We start from the raw sequence: 13,933 nt of genomic DNA, 5'->3' as shown, positions 1-13,933 counted from the left end.
GCGGCAAGGGAGAAGCCTTGTCTGCGCACCCCTGAAAGACCTTGCGATGACCCTGAAAACTGCCCTGAACCGCCGCCAGTTGTTGGCCACCGCCGCTGCCTCGACTGCCCTGTTGGGCACGGGCAGTGTCTTCGCACAAAGCGCCCAGCGCACGCTGCGCATCGGTAACCAAAAAGGCTGGCTGTCCATCCTGAAGGGCCGCGGCACACTCGAAAAGCGCCTGGCCCCGCTGGGCGTGAACGTGACCTGGACCGAGTTCAATGCCGGCCCGGTGCAGCTCGAAGCGCTCAACGTCGGCTCCATCGACTTTGGTGACGTGGGCGAAGCGCCCCCCATCTTTGCCCAGGCCGCAGGTGCACCGCTGGTCTACGCCGGCGCCACCGTGCCACGGCCGAAGCTCGAAGCCATCGTGGTGCCCAAGGACTCGGCCATCAAGACCGTGGCCGACCTCAAAGGCAAACGCGTGGCCTACAACAAGGGCTCCAACGTGCAGTACTTCCTCGTCAAGCTGCTGGAGAAAAACGGCCTGAAATACAGCGACGTGCAGTCCATCTTCCTGGCACCAGCCGACGCGCGCGCCGCGTTTGAAAAAGGCGCCGTCGACGCATGGATCATCTGGGACCCGTTCCTCGCCGCCGCACAAAAAACGCTGGACGCCCGCCTTCTGGCCGACGCTTCTGGTGTTGTGAACAACCGGCAGTATTACTTCACCTCGCGCGACTTCGCCACCAAGAATCCCGACGTGCTGAAGATCGCCATCGAAGAAATCAACGCCATCGACACCTGGGTCTCCAAAAATAAGGCGGCCGCCGCCACAGAGCTCTCCGCCGTGCTGGGACTGAGCAAGGAGGTGACCGAGCTGTACGTCAACCGCGCGGCCTACGGCACGTCCGTGGTCACCCGCGACATCCTGGCCGAGCAGCAGGTGATTGCCGACACCTTCTTCGAACTCAAGCTGATCCCCCGAAAACTTAACCTGCTGCACGCCGCACCGGTGGACCTGGGCTAAGGAGCACACCTGATGGCACGCCCTGTCCCTCCTACTGAAGCGCTATCAAACACCTCCGTTCGCGTTGAGCTTGTCGAAACGCAGCCCTTGCACGCCAAGTATTTCGCGAAGGCTTCGACCCTTCGACAAGCTCAGGACAGGCCGAGCTCAGCCCGAACGGTGGGATTGGCACAGCGCTCCTTGAACGCCGGTCGCCGTTCGCTGCTGCAGTTGCTGGCGGTGACGGCAGGCGCCTGGAGTCTGTCCGGCCCCATCACCGGCGGCAGCGCCTGGGCCCAGTCTGCCGGCAGCGGCAAGGCGCCCGAGCTGCTGCGCATTGGTTACCAAAAGTCGGCCGCCAACCTGGTGATCCTCAAACAGCAGGGCGCGCTGGAAAAACGCTTCCCACAAACCAAGGTGAGCTGGATCGAGTTTCCCGCCGGGCCGCAGTTGCTCGAAGCCCTGGCCGTCGGTGCGCTGGAGTTTGGCTTGACCGGTGACGCCCCGCCCGTCTTCGCCCAGGCTGCCGACAAGGACCTGGTCTACGTGGGCGCAGAGCCACCCAAGCCCGACAGCTCCGCCATCCTGGTGCTCAAGGACTCGCCACTGCGCACCCTGGCCGACCTCAAGGGCAAGAAGGTTGCCGTGCAAAAGGGGTCGAGTGCGCACTACCTGGTGGTGCGTGCGCTGGAGAAGGCCAACCTGAAGTGGAGTGACATCACCCCCATCTACCTGGCCCCCGCCGATGCGCGCGCCGCGTTTGAACGCCAGAGTGTGGACGCCTGGGCCATCTGGGACCCGTTTTACGCCGCCACCGAGCTGGCCATCCAGCCACGCGCACTGGCCACCGGGCGCGGCCTGTCGGGCAACAACTCGTTTTACCTGGCCTCCAAACCGTTTGCCACGCAGCACCCCGAAGCCATAACCGCGCTGTTTGAAGAACTCACCAACGCCGACCGTTTTGCGCAAGAGCACCGGCCAGAAGCGATCAAGCTGATTGCCGATTTCAGCGGCCTGGACGCGGGTGTGGTGAGCCTGTTTCTGCAACGCCGCCCGCGCTCGCCCGTGGGCCTGCTGGGTGCCAACACGATTGCCGACCAGCAGCGTGTGGCAGACGCCTTCCACGGCCTGGGCCTGATCCCCAAACCCGTGCGGGTGTCGCAAATCGTCTGGCAACCGCCGTCGGTGCGCACCACGACCACAACCATCCCCGTCAAACCCTGAGTGCTTTCATCATGAAAATTTTCTGGTTCATCCCCACCCACGGCGACAGCCGTTACCTGGGCACCGCTGAAGGTGCACGCACGGTCGACCACAACTACCTCAAGCAGATCGCGCAAGCGGCCGACAGCCTGGGTTACGAAGGTGTACTCATCCCCACCGGCCGTTCCTGCGAAGACCCCTGGGTGGTCGCTTCCAGCCTGCTGCCCGTGACCACGCGCCTGAAATTTTTGGTGGCGGTGCGCCCCGGCCTGCACCAGCCCGCGCTGGCGGCACGCATGGCGGCCACCTTTGACCGCCTCTCGGGCGGGCGCCTGCTGGTGAACCTGGTGACTGGCGGCGACAAGGCAGAACTGGAAGGCGACGGAGTGTTCCTGGACCACGCAGAGCGCTACGAACAAAGCGCCGAGTTCATCCGCATCTGGCGCGAAATCATTACGCGCAGCCATACCGGCGAAGCCTATGACTTTGAGGGCAAACACCTCTCCGTCAAGGGTGCCAAGTTGCTCTACCCGTCGCTGCAAGAGCCGCACCCGCCGGTGTACTTTGGTGGCTCGTCCGAGGCTGCCCACGAGCTGGCCGCCGAACAGGTCGAGACCTACCTGACCTGGGGCGAACCACCCGCTGATGTGGCGAAGAAAGTAGCTGATGTGCGCGAGCGCGCTGCCAAACGCGGCCGCACGGTGAGCTTCGGCATCCGCCTGCATGTGATCGTGCGCGAGACCGAGGAAAAAGCCTGGGCCGCCGCGGACGACCTGATCAGCCGCCTGGACGACGACACGGTGATCCGCGCGCAGAGCGCTTTCGCCAAGATGGACTCCGAAGGCCAGCGCCGCATGGCCGCGCTGCATGGCTCCGGCAAGGGCATCGCCCCCACGCTCGGCACTGGCGTGTCCTCGCTGCCCCCCGAGGGGGCGCTCACGTCTAGGGGCGGCCCGTCGACGTATCGGCGCGACCGCGCATCGCTGGAGATCAGCCCCAACCTGTGGGCGGGCGTGGGCCTGGTGCGTGGCGGTGCCGGCACAGCGCTGGTGGGCTCGCCGCAAAACGTGGCCGCACGTATTGAAGAGTACGCGGCGCTGGGCCTGGACACCTTTGTGCTGTCGGGCTACCCGCACCTGGAAGAAGCCTACCGTTTTGCCGAACTGGTGTTCCCGCTGCTGTCGATAGACACGCAAGAGAAGCTCACCGGTGGCAACGTGCTGGGCCCGTTTGGCGAAGTGGTGGCCAACAACTTCGTGCCCAAGGTTTCGCAGAGCTGAAGACCATGACCATCCACGCGATCCACCATGTGCAGTTGCCGCTGGGCCGCGTGGCGCAGCAGGCCGTACGCGATTTCTATAACGGCTTGCTGGGGCTGCTGGAGTTGCCCCACCCGCAGCGCCAGGCGCTGCGGTTTCTGGCGGGCGACCAGCGCATTGACCTGGTGCCCGACGACAGCGCACACCCCACGTCGCCGGTGTCGCACCTGGCGCTGGAAGTGGTGGGCCTGCCCGGCCTGCGCAACCGGCTGCTGGACGCCGGTTACACGCTGGACGAAAGCCGCCCGCTGCCAGGCCACCTGCGCTTTTATGTACAGGACCCAGCGGGCAACGGGCTGGAATTTCTCGAACCCGACGACTCACAGAGCCAAACCGTATGACCCGCACACCCCACGAAGCCTCCCCCACGCCCCAACTGGACGTGATTGAAACCCCGGGTTACGGCTTCTTGCCGTTGTTCCCGCTGTTCTCCCTGCCTGCGGAACCGATACAGCGCTTCCTGCGCGCCGTCGGCCAGCGCCTGCTACCGTGGCTGGTGCCGCTGGCGCTGATTGCGCTGTGGCAACTCTCCGCCTCGCGCGGCTGGCTCTCCAGCCGCGTGTTGCCCGCGCCGCTGGACGTGGCCACTGCGGCGTGGACACTGGCCGAATCCGGCGAGTTGTGGACCCATGTGAAGGTGAGCGCCGGGCGCGCACTTACGGGCCTAGCCATTGGTGGCGGGCTGGGTTTGTTGCTCGGTCTGCTGACCGGTTCGGTGCGGGTGTTTGAAACGCTGCTGGACTCCACCATCCAGATGGTGCGCAACGTGCCCGCGCTGGCGATGATCCCGTTGGTGATTTTGTGGTTTGGCATTGACGAGTCGGCCAAGCTGTTCCTGATCGCGGTGTCGGTGTTCTTCCCGATCTACCTCAACACCTTCCACGGCATCCGCAATGTGGACCCGCAGCTCATCGAGATGGGCCGCACCTATGGCCTGTCGCGCTGGCAGTTGTACCGCCAGATCATTTTGCCGGGCGCGCTGTCCAGCATCCTGGTGGGCCTGCGGTTTTCGCTGGGGCTGATGTGGGTGATCCTGATCGTGGCGGAAACCATCTCGGCGCAGTCCGGCATTGGTTACATGACCATGAACGCCCGCGAGTTCCTGCAAACCGACATCGTGCTGGTGGGCATCCTGCTGTACGCGCTACTGGGCAAGCTGGCCGACCTGTTTGCCCGCGCTCTGGAGCAGTACTGGCTGCGCTGGCACCCCGGTTACCAGAAGGCGCTCTGAGCGACACACCATTTTTGCTACCAAATTCATAGCTGTTTGCGCACACCCCACAAGGGCAGGAGCCACTTTTGACCACTAAAACACCCACCTCCACCGCACAAGGCGTGAGCCTGCAAGTGCAGGGTCTGACCAAACGCTACGGTGCGCGCACCGTGCTGCACAACACGCAGCTGCACATCGAGCCGGGCGAGTTTGTCGCCATCGTGGGGCGCAGCGGCTGCGGCAAGAGCACGCTCTTGCGCCTGGTGGCCGGGCTGGAAACCGCCACGGCCGGCACGCTGCAGATCGACGGTGAAACGCTGGACGGGCTGCGCGATGACACCCGCATCATGTTCCAGGAAGCGCGCCTGCTGCCGTGGAAACGCGTGGTCGAAAACGTGGCACTGGGCCTGCAGACCAACGCCCGCGCCGCCGCGGCCAAGGTGCTGGGCCAGGTGGGTCTGGGTGAACGCCTGGACGAGTGGCCCGCACGCCTGTCGGGCGGACAGCGCCAGCGTGTGGCACTGGCGCGTGCGCTGGTGCACAACCCGCATTTGCTGCTGCTGGACGAACCGCTGGGCGCGCTGGATGCGCTGACCCGCATCGAGATGCACGCCCTCATTGAAGACCTCTGGCTGCACAAAGGTTTCACCGCACTCTTGGTGACCCACGACGTGCAGGAAGCCGTGGCGCTGGCCGACCGCGTGGTGCTGATCGAAGACGGCAAGATTGCGCTGGACGAACGCATCCGCCTGCCGCGCCCCCGGGCACGCGGTGATGCCGCGTTTGCCGCCATCGAGAAACGCATCCTGGACCGCGTGCTGCAACGCCCTGCCGCCGAAGAACCTGCCAACGACACCCATTGGCCCGCTGTCGCAGGCCACGCGCTGCGCTGGGCTATTTAAACCATGCCGAATACATCCGTTCGCGTTGAGCCTGTCGAAACGCAGCCCCTGCCCATCAGGGACTTGCACAAGGCTTCGACAGGCTCAGCCCGAACGGAAATAGCGGTTCAACAAAGTTCTATTTTTCAACGGACCTTTCAAGGAGAAATCATGTCCATTCAAGCCATCAACGTACGCAACCAATTCAAGGGAAAAGTACGCGAAATCATCCGCGGTGACGTGGTCTCCGAAGTCGATGTGGAAACCCCATGGGGCATCGTCACATCCGTCATCACCACACGCTCTGTGGACGACCTGCAACTGGTGGTTGGCTCCGACGTGGTGGCACTGGTCAAGTCCACCGAAGTGTCTATTGCCAAGCTCTAAGACGGAGCCTCATCCCCTGTGATTGAACTTCAAGGCATTGTGCAAACCTACGCCGGCCCACAAGGCCCGGTGGAGGCGCTGCGCGGCATCGACCTGTCGGTGCCGCGCGGTCAGATTTTTGGTGTGATTGGCCGCAGTGGTGCGGGCAAGAGCTCCCTGGTGCGCACCATCAACCTGCTGAACCGCCCGGCCTCCGGCACGGTGCGGGTCGACGGACGCGAACTCACCGCACTGGACCCCACGGCGCTGCGCGCTGCGCGCCGCGACATCGGTATGGTGTTCCAGCATTTCAACCTCTTGTCCTCGCGCACGGTGTTTGACAACGTGGCGCTGCCGCTGGAACTCGAAGGCCTGCGCCGCGCCGAGATCGTCGCGCGTGTGGAGCCGCTGCTGGCCCTGGTGGGCCTGTCGGCCCTGCGCAACCGTTACCCAGCGCAGATCAGCGGCGGGCAAAAACAGCGCGTGGGCATTGCCCGTGCGCTGGCCAGCCGCCCCAAGGTGTTGTTGTCGGACGAAGCGACCTCGTCGCTGGACCCGGAAACCACACGCTCCATCCTCGCGCTGTTGCGCGAAGTGCAGCGTGAGCTGGGCCTGACCGTGGTGCTGATCACGCACCAGATGCAGGTCATCAAACAGATTGCCAACCAGGTCGCCGTGATCGACGCGGGCCGTATCGTGGAACAGGGCGACACTCTCGACGTGTTCAGCCGCCCGCAACACGAGACCACCCGCAGCCTGCTCGACGATGTGGTGCCGCAGGAGCTGCCGGCCGTGGTGCTGGACCGCGTGCGTGCGCTGCTCGGCGGTGTACCCGCCAGCCAGGCCACGCTGTTGCGTCTGGTGTTTGCCGGGGCTGACTCGGACAAACCGCTGCTGTCGGATGTGGTGCGCCGCTTTGGAGTGGACCTGAACCTGCTGCACGGGCAGATTGACGAAGTGGGCGGCCGCCCGTTTGGCACGCTGGCCGTGCTGGCACGCGGTGCGCAGGATCAACTGGCATCCACCGTGGCGCACCTGCGCCAGGCCGGTGTGCTGGTGCAGGAGGTGTCCCATGTTTGAAACCTTCAGCCAGGCGCTGCTGGAAATGTTTGTCCAGTCGTTTTGGGAAACGCTGGTGATGGTGGGCATCTCGGGCACGCTGGGCGCCGCCATCGGCGTTCCGCTGGGCGTGTACCTGCGCCTGACCGACACCGGCGGTGTGCTGCAGAACCATGCGGCCAACCGCGTGGTCGGCGTCGTGATCAACGCGGTGCGCTCCACACCTTTCATCATCCTGCTGGTCGCAGTGATTCCGTTCACACGGTTCATCACGGGTTCGTCCATCGGCACGGCTGCGGCCGTGGTGCCACTCACGCTGGCCGCCGGCCCGTTTGTGGCGCGGCTGGTGGAGACCGCGCTGCGCGAGGTCGACAACGGCCTGGTGGAAGCGGCCCAGGCCATGGGTGCCACCACCTCGCAGATCGTCGGCAAGGTGTTGTTGCCCGAGGCACTGCCGGGCATCGTGGCGGCGCTGACCGTCACCTTTGTGAGTCTCACCGGGTACTCGGCCATGGCCGGCGCCATTGGCGGCGGCGGTCTGGGTGACCTGGGTATCCGTTACGGCTACCAGCGTTTTCTGCCCGAGGTGATGGCGGCCGTGGTGCTGCTGCTCATCGTGTTTGTCCAGGCGGTGCAAAGCGCGGGCGACCGCCTGGTGCGCCATCTGAGCCACCGCTAATTCCAATTCAATCTTTCTTCAACAAGGAGTTCCCAATGAACAAACGTTTCGCATTGCAATCCATCGCCGCCGTGGTGTTGTCCGCCGCACTGGCACCCGCCATGGCCCAGGACAAGCCGCTGAAGATCGGCGTGACCGCCGGCCCCCACGCGCAGATTTTTGAACAGGTGAAAAAGATCGCCGAGAAAGACGGCCTGAAGATCCAGATTGTCGAGTTCAGCGACTACATCCAGCCCAACGCCGCTTTGGCCGCCGGTGACCTGGACGCCAACAGCTACCAGCACAAACCTTTCCTGGACCAGCAGATCAAGGACCGCGGCTACAAGATCCAGTCCGTGGGTTACACCGTCAACTTCCCCATCGGCCTGTACTCCAAGAAAGTCAAGAAACTCGAAGATCTGAAGGAAGGTGCCAAGTTCGGCATCCCGAATGACCCGACCAATGGCGGGCGCGTGTTGCTGGTGCTGCAGGACAAGGGCCTGATCAAGCTCAAACCCGAAGCTGGCCTGAAAGCCACACCGCTGGACGTGATCGACAACCCCAAGAAGCTGAAGTTTGTGGAACTGGAAGCCGCCCAACTGGCCCGTTCGCTGGACGACCTGGACGCCTCGGCCATCAACACCAATTTCGCGCTGCAGGCCGGCCTGGTACCGGGCAAGGACTCCATCGCCCAGGAAAGCGCCAAGAGCCCCTACGTGAACCTGATCGCCATCCGCGACCAGGACAAGGACAAGCCCTGGGTGGCCAAGCTGGTGAAGGCTTACCAGTCGGAAGAAGTGCGCAAGTTCGTGCTGGCTGAATTCAAGGGTGCGGTACTCACCGGTTTCTGAGGCACCCGGCGCACCCCGCAGCCCCTATTTCTATAACAAAACGGCCTGTAGCCCAGGCGGATATTGCGCAAGCAGCTATCGAAACCATAGCGTAATCAGGCATGAACTTCCAACAACTGCGCTCCGTGCGGGAAACCGTACGGTGCGGCTTCAACCTGACCGAGGTGGCCTTGATGCTGCACACCTCGCAACCCGGCGTGAGCCGACAGATCCGTGAACTGGAAGAGGAGCTGGGCGTGGACATCTTTGTCCGCGCCGGCAAACGGCTCACCGGCCTCACGCCGCCCGGCAAGGACCTGCTGCCCATCGTGGAGCGCCTGCTGCTGGATGCGGAGAACCTCAAACGTGCAGGCCAGGACTACAGCACGCAGATGGAGGGGCAACTCTCCGTGGCGGCCACCCACTCGCAGGCACGGTATGCGCTGCCGCATGTGGTGAAGGACTTTCGCGACAAGTTTCCCAAGGTCACGCTGCACCTGCACCAGGGCTCGCCCAAACAGGTGGCGGCCATGCTGCTCTCCGGTGAGGCCGACATTGGTGTGGCCACCGAAGCGTTGGCCGACTACGCACAGTTGGTCACCCTGCCCTGCTACCGCTGGACCCACAGCATCGTGGTGCCACCGGGCCACCCGCTGTTGGACCAGCAGGAGCCAGTGACATTGCAGCAGCTCGCGCAGTACCCCATCATCACGTACGAGCTGGGCTACACCGGGCGCTCGCACATTGACAACGCCTTTGCCGCGCATGACCTGCAACCCGAAGTGGTGCTGACAGCCATGGACGCCGACGTGATCAAGACCTATGTGGAGCTGGGCATGGGCGTGGGCATTGTGGCGTCGGTGGCGCTGGACGCCGACCGCGACAAGAACCTGCGCATCCTGGACGCCGGCCACCTGTTCCAGGTGAATGTGACGCGTCTGGGGCTGCGCCGCGGTGCCTGGCTGCGGGGGTATGCCTACAGTTTCATCGAGACTTTTGTACCTACGCTGACGCGTGAGGTGGTGGCGCAGACGCTGGCCAGCGCGTCACCTCTGGAGGCCTGAACAGGCGCCGGTGCCTCAGGGCTGGCGCCGTGTTCACTGCGGGGAGTAGACGGATTGTTGAGAACTCCCCCGGTCGGGGTTGTTCTGCTTGGGGGCATTTGCCGGCACTGGCAAATGATAGTTATCAGCGATTTCAATTCAGGGGTGCTTTGTCTCACCTTGCAATAGTCCTTCAGACTCCTTCTTTAAACGTATGCAATCGCACGGATGATTTCCCTCTACTCGTCTAGCCTTGGAAATAGCTTTCGCTAGGAGGACACCATGATGACGACGTACGGTATTTGCCTGAACGAACACACAGCCAATACTTGGCCCGAGCCACTAGGACCTGTGCCATTGCCACCAGATATCCCTGAACCGCCACAGCCTCAGGACGCACCGCCGCCATTGGAAAACCCCATTCCAGTAAGGGAGCCCCCTACAACGCTTCCACCCCAGGCGTCACGTTCGGCTAATTCCTGAGTTCATTGGGAAGGAAGGTAATGCGTGAAAGGCAGAATTGCCGCTGAGATGGCATCTCGCGCAAGAAAAACGTAGGTATCCACTTTGAGAGTAGACATGACGGCATTTGTTCTTTCTGCAATGGAAGTTCTCACCGCCAATGAGGCGGTTCGTTTTGGCATTTTTGGTGTCGTTGGGGCTTCGAAGGTCTTCCCTCCTCATGGTTTTCTCAATGAGTTCTTTGCCGCGGGCAATGACCCCTGCGACCAAGACAACCTAATGGGCGCCTGGCGGCCCTTCTCTGTGTCCCATCAGGAATACCTTGAAATCAAAGACTGGTGGGTTGCAGCTCATCCTGGCGTCGTCGAGGATGACCTGGGTGCCGCAAATTGGGATGACTGGGTTCAAGAGGTCCTTAACCCATAAATGCCACGTGGCAGCTTGACTGGGGCACTGGAGCCGACTTGCAACGGACTGTCTCCGCCCCACGATTCGCCGCGCGCTTTATGTGCCGTCGGGACTGAAATGACCTTTTTGGACCAAAAACGGATATTTTAGGATTGCGCGCGCACGGTGTGTGCATATGTCAAGAGCTCGCGCAACAGCCACGCCTTCCAGACCATTCCTAGATCTGTGTCGGAGCCCAAGCGACCACTGTACAGACCGAGTAAGTGGATCGAAGCGATGTTGAAGTGACGCTCGTCTTTTCGCTTCATCTGGCCGTGACCGCCAGTGGCGACGATAACCGGTGAGCCGCTTTGGCCTTTGCGCGCACGGCAGTCAATCAAGAAATATGGGGCATTGAGATGATTGAGCTCTGGCTCACTTGCGACAAAACCTGCTACCCATATCCCAAAAGGTGAGGAATTTTTATCCGATAGCGGAAAGCCAATAACTTGAACGTGATCGCTTGGTTCGATTAGATCCTCCGCGATGCTCGTGTCAAGCACATACGGCATCAGTTCTATTTCGGCAGGCACTTGGAGGTGCAATGCAACCACGTCAGCACTATGCATATAGCTGGGGTGCTCGATCCAGGTTCTAGTAGCTTGATCGTCCGTCCTTCCTTCGAGATATAGCGGGATATCTACAGTCTCTTGATGCGATAGGCCGCGCGCCCAGAAATGAACCCGCAGTGTGTCTGGAAGGGCGGCATTCTTGTCAAGACATTCCCCAGTCACATTGTCTCGCCCAGTTACCACGTGGCGATTCGTTAACAAGTAGGGTTCACCGCCGATCAGCTTCGCTACCGTTGCAGTTGCGTGACTAAGGACGTTCCCACGCGCGAGTGGCTGAACCTTCAGAGACTGGACGCTGGGTGCAGAAATTCGAATCGGCATAAGTGACTAGTCTAGCGATGTCTGCTTTGGATCGATTGCACGCATCCCATGCCTCTAAGCCTTAAACGTTTTCCGCACTAGGTAGTACCGTTTCCTTCCTTCCCCTTTGCGCCCCCGCTTCGCACAATGCAGGCATCCACAACAAGAATGCAAGGGGTGCTACATGCAAGAACATGATTTCGTCGGGCTGAACCAGGATGGCCCTTTCAGCCCGCGCGAGCTGCTGGTGGCGCTGGGCGCAGCCGTGTTGTGGGTGGCACTGTCCGCCGTGGCGGTGCGCCTGTTGCTACTGCCGGCGCAGATGGTCTGAGCGCAGGGAGAAACCCCATGTACCCGCCCGAGTTGTCCAGTGCCGACGATATCCAGCGCAACCTGCTGCGGGTGCTGGCGGTGACCTCCGGATCCTGGAACCTGGTGTCCACCAGCCGCTTTGGGCGGCGCATCACATCACACACACCGGTGCATGGGGTGCGGCGTGCATTGGCCGTGCCACGGCCGGCACGCCTGGCTCACCGCGTGCTGCTCTGGGCCTGGTGACGCATCGGCGCCGCGTTAGGCGGCGATCTGTAACACGATCACACCCGCGGCGATCAGGGCGATGCCGGCGAGTTCACCCGTGCCCAGGCGTTGCTTGAACAGCCAGTAGCCAATCAGCGAGACCATGACGATGCCTACGCCCGACCAGATGGCGTAGGCCACGCCGACGGGGATGGTGCGCAAGGCCTGCGCCAGCGCGTAGAAAGCGCAGACGTAGCCTGCCACCACGAGCACCGCGGGGCGCCAGTGCTGCAGGCCATCGGAGGCCTTGAGCGCACTGGTCGCAATCACTTCACAGACAATCGCCGCAGCCAACCACCACTGGTTGGCCTGCATCACAGACATGCGCTCACTGCTTGCCCTTCCAGGGGACCAGCCAACCTTCCAGCAAACGCATGCTGAAGGAAAAGGCAAAGGCACACGCCGCAATGATGACGATACCGACAAACACCGCATCGGTGGCGAGGAAGTGCGAAGCCGACATGACCATGTAACCAATGCCGCGCGTGGCGGCGATCAGCTCGGCCGCGACCAGCGTGCTCCAGCCTACGGCCAGCGCGATGCGGATGCCGGTGAGGATTTCGGGCAGGGCCGAGGGCAGCACAATGTCCTTGAACAGCTGCCAGCGCGTGGCGCCCAGTGACAGGGCCGCGTTCACGCGCTCCTGCGGCAGCGAGCGCACGCCGGCCTGGGCCGACAGCACAACGGGCGCAAACATGGCCAGCGCGAGCAGCGCGATCTTGGAGGTCTCGCCAATACCCAGCCAGATGATCATGAGCGGCAGGTAGGCCAGGGGTGGCAACGGCCAGTAAAACTCGATGGGCGTGGAGAAGATGCCCTTGGCCCAGCGGCTCAGGCCCATCAGCAGGCCCACGGGGATGCCCAGCACCACCGCAATCACGGCGGCCGACAAAATACGCCCCAGGCTGGCGGACACATGCTCCCACAGCGTGGCGTTGGCATACCCCTCGCGGAAGATCTCCACACCCAGCGACAGCACTTCAGCCGGCGTGGGCAAAAACAGTTTGGGTACCAGGCTGGCCTGGGTGATCAGCCACCACAGCAGCAGCAAGGCGGCACCCGTGGCCACGCTGATGGTGACGGTGGACTTTTCGCCAATGCCGAAGCTGCGCATCTTCACAATGCGTGGCGCCACCGCCTGGCGGGCAGGAAATTCTGAAGAGTGTGGGAGGACAGTTCCCAAAATAGCAAGGTCGCTCATGCGGTGGCCTCCTGGTGTTCGCTGTGGTGTTCGTTGTTGTGGACGATGGCGCGAATCTCCTCGCGCAGGTGGGCAAACTGCGGCGCGGTCTTGATGGCACGGGCATCACCGTCACGCGCGAAGGTGTTGACAAAGTCCAGATCGAACCGCGCCACGATGCGGCCGGGCCGCGGTGACATGACGATGAGCTGGGTACCCAAGAACAGCGCCTCTTCAATCGAGTGGGTGATGAAGAACACCTGCTTGCCGGTGCGGTGCCAGACCGAGACCAGCAGCTCCTGCATTTGCTCGCGGGTCATGCTGTCGAGCGCGCCAAAGGGCTCGTCCATCAACAGGATGTCGGGATCGGGAGCGAGCGCACGGGCCAGGCCCACGCGCTGGCGCATGCCGCCTGACAGTTCATACGGTGCTGCATTGGCAAAGTCTTGCAGGCCGACGAGCTGCAGCAGCTCCAGCGCGCGGTCGCGCTGCTCGGCGCGGCTGGCGCCGGCAAACTTCAGGCCCAGCGCCACGTTTTCGGCAACGGTTTTCCAGGGCAGCAAGCTGTCTTTCTGGAACACGACGCCGCGGTCGGCACCGGGCTTTTCAATAGGGCGCCCATTGAGCGTGATGCTGCCCTCGGACAACGGCAGAAAACCCGCCATCGCGTTGAGCAACGTGGACTTGCCACAACCCGAGGTGCCCAGCGCCACCACAAAACCGCGGTCCGGAATGTCGAGGGAGACGCGGTCCAGTGCCTGCACGGGGCGGCCATCCCGCCCGGCAAAGTAGACACTGGCTTGTTTGACGCTGAGCATAGTCTCTACTTACTT

The 13,933-nt window shown here is 62.7% G+C and carries 18 protein-coding genes; 14 read left to right on the top strand and 4 right to left on the bottom strand.

Features of this window, described 5'->3' with window-relative positions; translation table 11 throughout:
* Positions 1-46: 46 nt before the first annotated feature.
* From RS694_RS00650 to RS694_RS00595, 12 genes are all read left to right on the top strand, one after another.
* Positions 47-1,009: a sulfonate ABC transporter substrate-binding protein gene (locus tag RS694_RS00650; protein WP_029706408.1), complete on the top strand. Its 963-nt coding sequence runs from the start codon at positions 47-49 to the stop codon at positions 1,007-1,009.
* Between the two features lie 180 nt (positions 1,010-1,189).
* Positions 1,190-2,212 carry a sulfonate ABC transporter substrate-binding protein gene (locus tag RS694_RS00645; RefSeq protein WP_276324423.1) on the top strand — a complete coding sequence of 341 codons (1,023 nt, stop codon included), beginning with the start codon at positions 1,190-1,192 and terminating at the stop codon, positions 2,210-2,212.
* 11 nt (positions 2,213-2,223) lie between these two features.
* Positions 2,224-3,471: an FMNH2-dependent alkanesulfonate monooxygenase gene (locus tag RS694_RS00640; protein ID WP_029706406.1), complete on the top strand. Its 1,248-nt coding sequence runs from the start codon at positions 2,224-2,226 to the stop codon at positions 3,469-3,471.
* Between the two features lie 5 nt (positions 3,472-3,476).
* Positions 3,477-3,851 (top strand): VOC family protein, encoded by a 375-nt coding sequence (locus RS694_RS00635; RefSeq protein WP_029706405.1) that lies wholly within the window; start codon positions 3,477-3,479, stop codon positions 3,849-3,851.
* Entirely contained in the window at positions 3,848-4,741 is an 894-nt protein-coding gene (ssuC, locus tag RS694_RS00630; RefSeq protein WP_037246687.1) for an aliphatic sulfonate ABC transporter permease SsuC, read from the top strand. Before RS694_RS00635 ends, ssuC begins: the two co-directional genes overlap by 4 nt.
* Before the next feature lie 68 nt (positions 4,742-4,809).
* A complete protein-coding gene (locus RS694_RS00625) occupies positions 4,810-5,625 on the top strand; it encodes an ATP-binding cassette domain-containing protein (protein WP_029706403.1) in 816 nt (271 codons plus the stop codon).
* Positions 5,626-5,775: 150 nt separating this feature from the next.
* Complete coding sequence (locus RS694_RS00620; RefSeq protein WP_029706402.1) at positions 5,776-5,991, top strand: TOBE domain-containing protein; 216 nt, start codon at positions 5,776-5,778, stop codon at positions 5,989-5,991.
* An 18-nt stretch (positions 5,992-6,009) separates the two neighbouring features.
* Positions 6,010-7,050 (top strand): methionine ABC transporter ATP-binding protein, encoded by a 1,041-nt coding sequence (locus RS694_RS00615; protein WP_029706401.1) that lies wholly within the window; start codon positions 6,010-6,012, stop codon positions 7,048-7,050.
* Positions 7,043-7,708, top strand: coding sequence for a methionine ABC transporter permease (locus RS694_RS00610; protein ID WP_029706400.1), 666 nt, complete (start codon positions 7,043-7,045; stop codon positions 7,706-7,708). The genes RS694_RS00615 and RS694_RS00610 overlap by 8 nt, the downstream gene beginning before the upstream one ends.
* A gap of 35 nt (positions 7,709-7,743) precedes the next feature.
* Positions 7,744-8,538 (top strand): MetQ/NlpA family ABC transporter substrate-binding protein, encoded by a 795-nt coding sequence (locus RS694_RS00605; protein ID WP_029706399.1) that lies wholly within the window; start codon positions 7,744-7,746, stop codon positions 8,536-8,538.
* A 101-nt stretch (positions 8,539-8,639) separates the two neighbouring features.
* Positions 8,640-9,581 (top strand): CysB family HTH-type transcriptional regulator, encoded by a 942-nt coding sequence (locus RS694_RS00600; RefSeq protein ID WP_029706398.1) that lies wholly within the window; start codon positions 8,640-8,642, stop codon positions 9,579-9,581.
* 558 nt (positions 9,582-10,139) lie between these two features.
* Positions 10,140-10,448 carry a hypothetical protein gene (locus RS694_RS00595; protein ID WP_029706397.1) on the top strand — a complete coding sequence of 103 codons (309 nt, stop codon included), beginning with the start codon at positions 10,140-10,142 and terminating at the stop codon, positions 10,446-10,448.
* A gap of 128 nt (positions 10,449-10,576) precedes the next feature.
* Here the strand turns inward: RS694_RS00595 and RS694_RS00590 are convergent, their stop codons facing one another.
* Positions 10,577-11,362 (bottom strand): trypsin-like peptidase domain-containing protein, encoded by a 786-nt coding sequence (locus tag RS694_RS00590; RefSeq protein ID WP_029706396.1) that lies wholly within the window; start codon positions 11,360-11,362, stop codon positions 10,577-10,579.
* Between the two features lie 163 nt (positions 11,363-11,525).
* On the opposite strand from RS694_RS00590, the gene RS694_RS20335 reads away from it, so the two are divergent.
* Both RS694_RS20335 and RS694_RS00585 read left to right on the top strand, forming a co-directional pair.
* Complete coding sequence (locus tag RS694_RS20335; RefSeq protein ID WP_156876159.1) at positions 11,526-11,672, top strand: hypothetical protein; 147 nt, start codon at positions 11,526-11,528, stop codon at positions 11,670-11,672.
* A gap of 17 nt (positions 11,673-11,689) precedes the next feature.
* Entirely contained in the window at positions 11,690-11,899 is a 210-nt protein-coding gene (locus tag RS694_RS00585; RefSeq protein ID WP_029706395.1) for a hypothetical protein, read from the top strand.
* 15 nt (positions 11,900-11,914) lie between these two features.
* Here the strand turns inward: RS694_RS00585 and RS694_RS00580 are convergent, their stop codons facing one another.
* Genes RS694_RS00580 through RS694_RS00570 form a run of 3 tightly spaced genes read right to left on the bottom strand, consistent with a single transcriptional unit; the run spans position 11,915 to position 13,918 of the window.
* Complete coding sequence (locus RS694_RS00580; RefSeq protein ID WP_029706394.1) at positions 11,915-12,244, bottom strand: DMT family transporter; 330 nt, start codon at positions 12,242-12,244, stop codon at positions 11,915-11,917.
* A gap of 4 nt (positions 12,245-12,248) precedes the next feature.
* Positions 12,249-13,121 (bottom strand): ABC transporter permease subunit, encoded by an 873-nt coding sequence (locus RS694_RS00575; RefSeq protein WP_029706393.1) that lies wholly within the window; start codon positions 13,119-13,121, stop codon positions 12,249-12,251.
* Complete coding sequence (locus tag RS694_RS00570; protein ID WP_029706392.1) at positions 13,118-13,918, bottom strand: taurine ABC transporter ATP-binding protein; 801 nt, start codon at positions 13,916-13,918, stop codon at positions 13,118-13,120. The genes RS694_RS00575 and RS694_RS00570 overlap by 4 nt, the downstream gene beginning before the upstream one ends.
* Positions 13,919-13,933 lie beyond the last annotated feature (15 nt).

Source organism: Rhodoferax saidenbachensis, assembly GCF_001955715.1.
Lineage (GTDB): Bacteria > Pseudomonadota > Gammaproteobacteria > Burkholderiales > Burkholderiaceae_C > Allorhodoferax > Allorhodoferax saidenbachensis.
The sequence above is the reverse complement of the archived record's forward strand: the minus strand, read 5'-3'. Positions and strand labels throughout refer to the sequence as shown.

Bases quoted from the DNA above. Each gene is read 5' to 3' on its own strand.
- RS694_RS00590 (WP_029706396.1), bottom strand. From the start codon at position 11,362: ATGCCGATTCGAATTTCTGCACCCAGCGTCCAGTCTCTGAAGGTTCAG.
- ssuC (WP_037246687.1), top strand. From the start codon at position 3,848: ATGACCCGCACACCCCACGAAGCCTCCCCCACGCCCCAACTGGACGTG.
- RS694_RS00620 (WP_029706402.1), top strand. From the start codon at position 5,776: ATGTCCATTCAAGCCATCAACGTACGCAACCAATTCAAGGGAAAAGTA.
- RS694_RS00610 (WP_029706400.1), top strand. From the start codon at position 7,043: ATGTTTGAAACCTTCAGCCAGGCGCTGCTGGAAATGTTTGTCCAGTCG.
- RS694_RS00585 (WP_029706395.1), top strand. From the start codon at position 11,690: ATGTACCCGCCCGAGTTGTCCAGTGCCGACGATATCCAGCGCAACCTG.
- RS694_RS00580 (WP_029706394.1), bottom strand. From the start codon at position 12,244: ATGTCTGTGATGCAGGCCAACCAGTGGTGGTTGGCTGCGGCGATTGTC.
- RS694_RS00575 (WP_029706393.1), bottom strand. From the start codon at position 13,121: ATGAGCGACCTTGCTATTTTGGGAACTGTCCTCCCACACTCTTCAGAA.
- RS694_RS00650 (WP_029706408.1), top strand. From the start codon at position 47: ATGACCCTGAAAACTGCCCTGAACCGCCGCCAGTTGTTGGCCACCGCC.
- RS694_RS00635 (WP_029706405.1), top strand. From the start codon at position 3,477: ATGACCATCCACGCGATCCACCATGTGCAGTTGCCGCTGGGCCGCGTG.
- RS694_RS00605 (WP_029706399.1), top strand. From the start codon at position 7,744: ATGAACAAACGTTTCGCATTGCAATCCATCGCCGCCGTGGTGTTGTCC.
- RS694_RS00640 (WP_029706406.1), top strand. From the start codon at position 2,224: ATGAAAATTTTCTGGTTCATCCCCACCCACGGCGACAGCCGTTACCTG.
- RS694_RS00600 (WP_029706398.1), top strand. From the start codon at position 8,640: ATGAACTTCCAACAACTGCGCTCCGTGCGGGAAACCGTACGGTGCGGC.
- RS694_RS20335 (WP_156876159.1), top strand. From the start codon at position 11,526: ATGCAAGAACATGATTTCGTCGGGCTGAACCAGGATGGCCCTTTCAGC.
- RS694_RS00570 (WP_029706392.1), bottom strand. From the start codon at position 13,918: ATGCTCAGCGTCAAACAAGCCAGTGTCTACTTTGCCGGGCGGGATGGC.
- RS694_RS00595 (WP_029706397.1), top strand. From the start codon at position 10,140: ATGACGGCATTTGTTCTTTCTGCAATGGAAGTTCTCACCGCCAATGAG.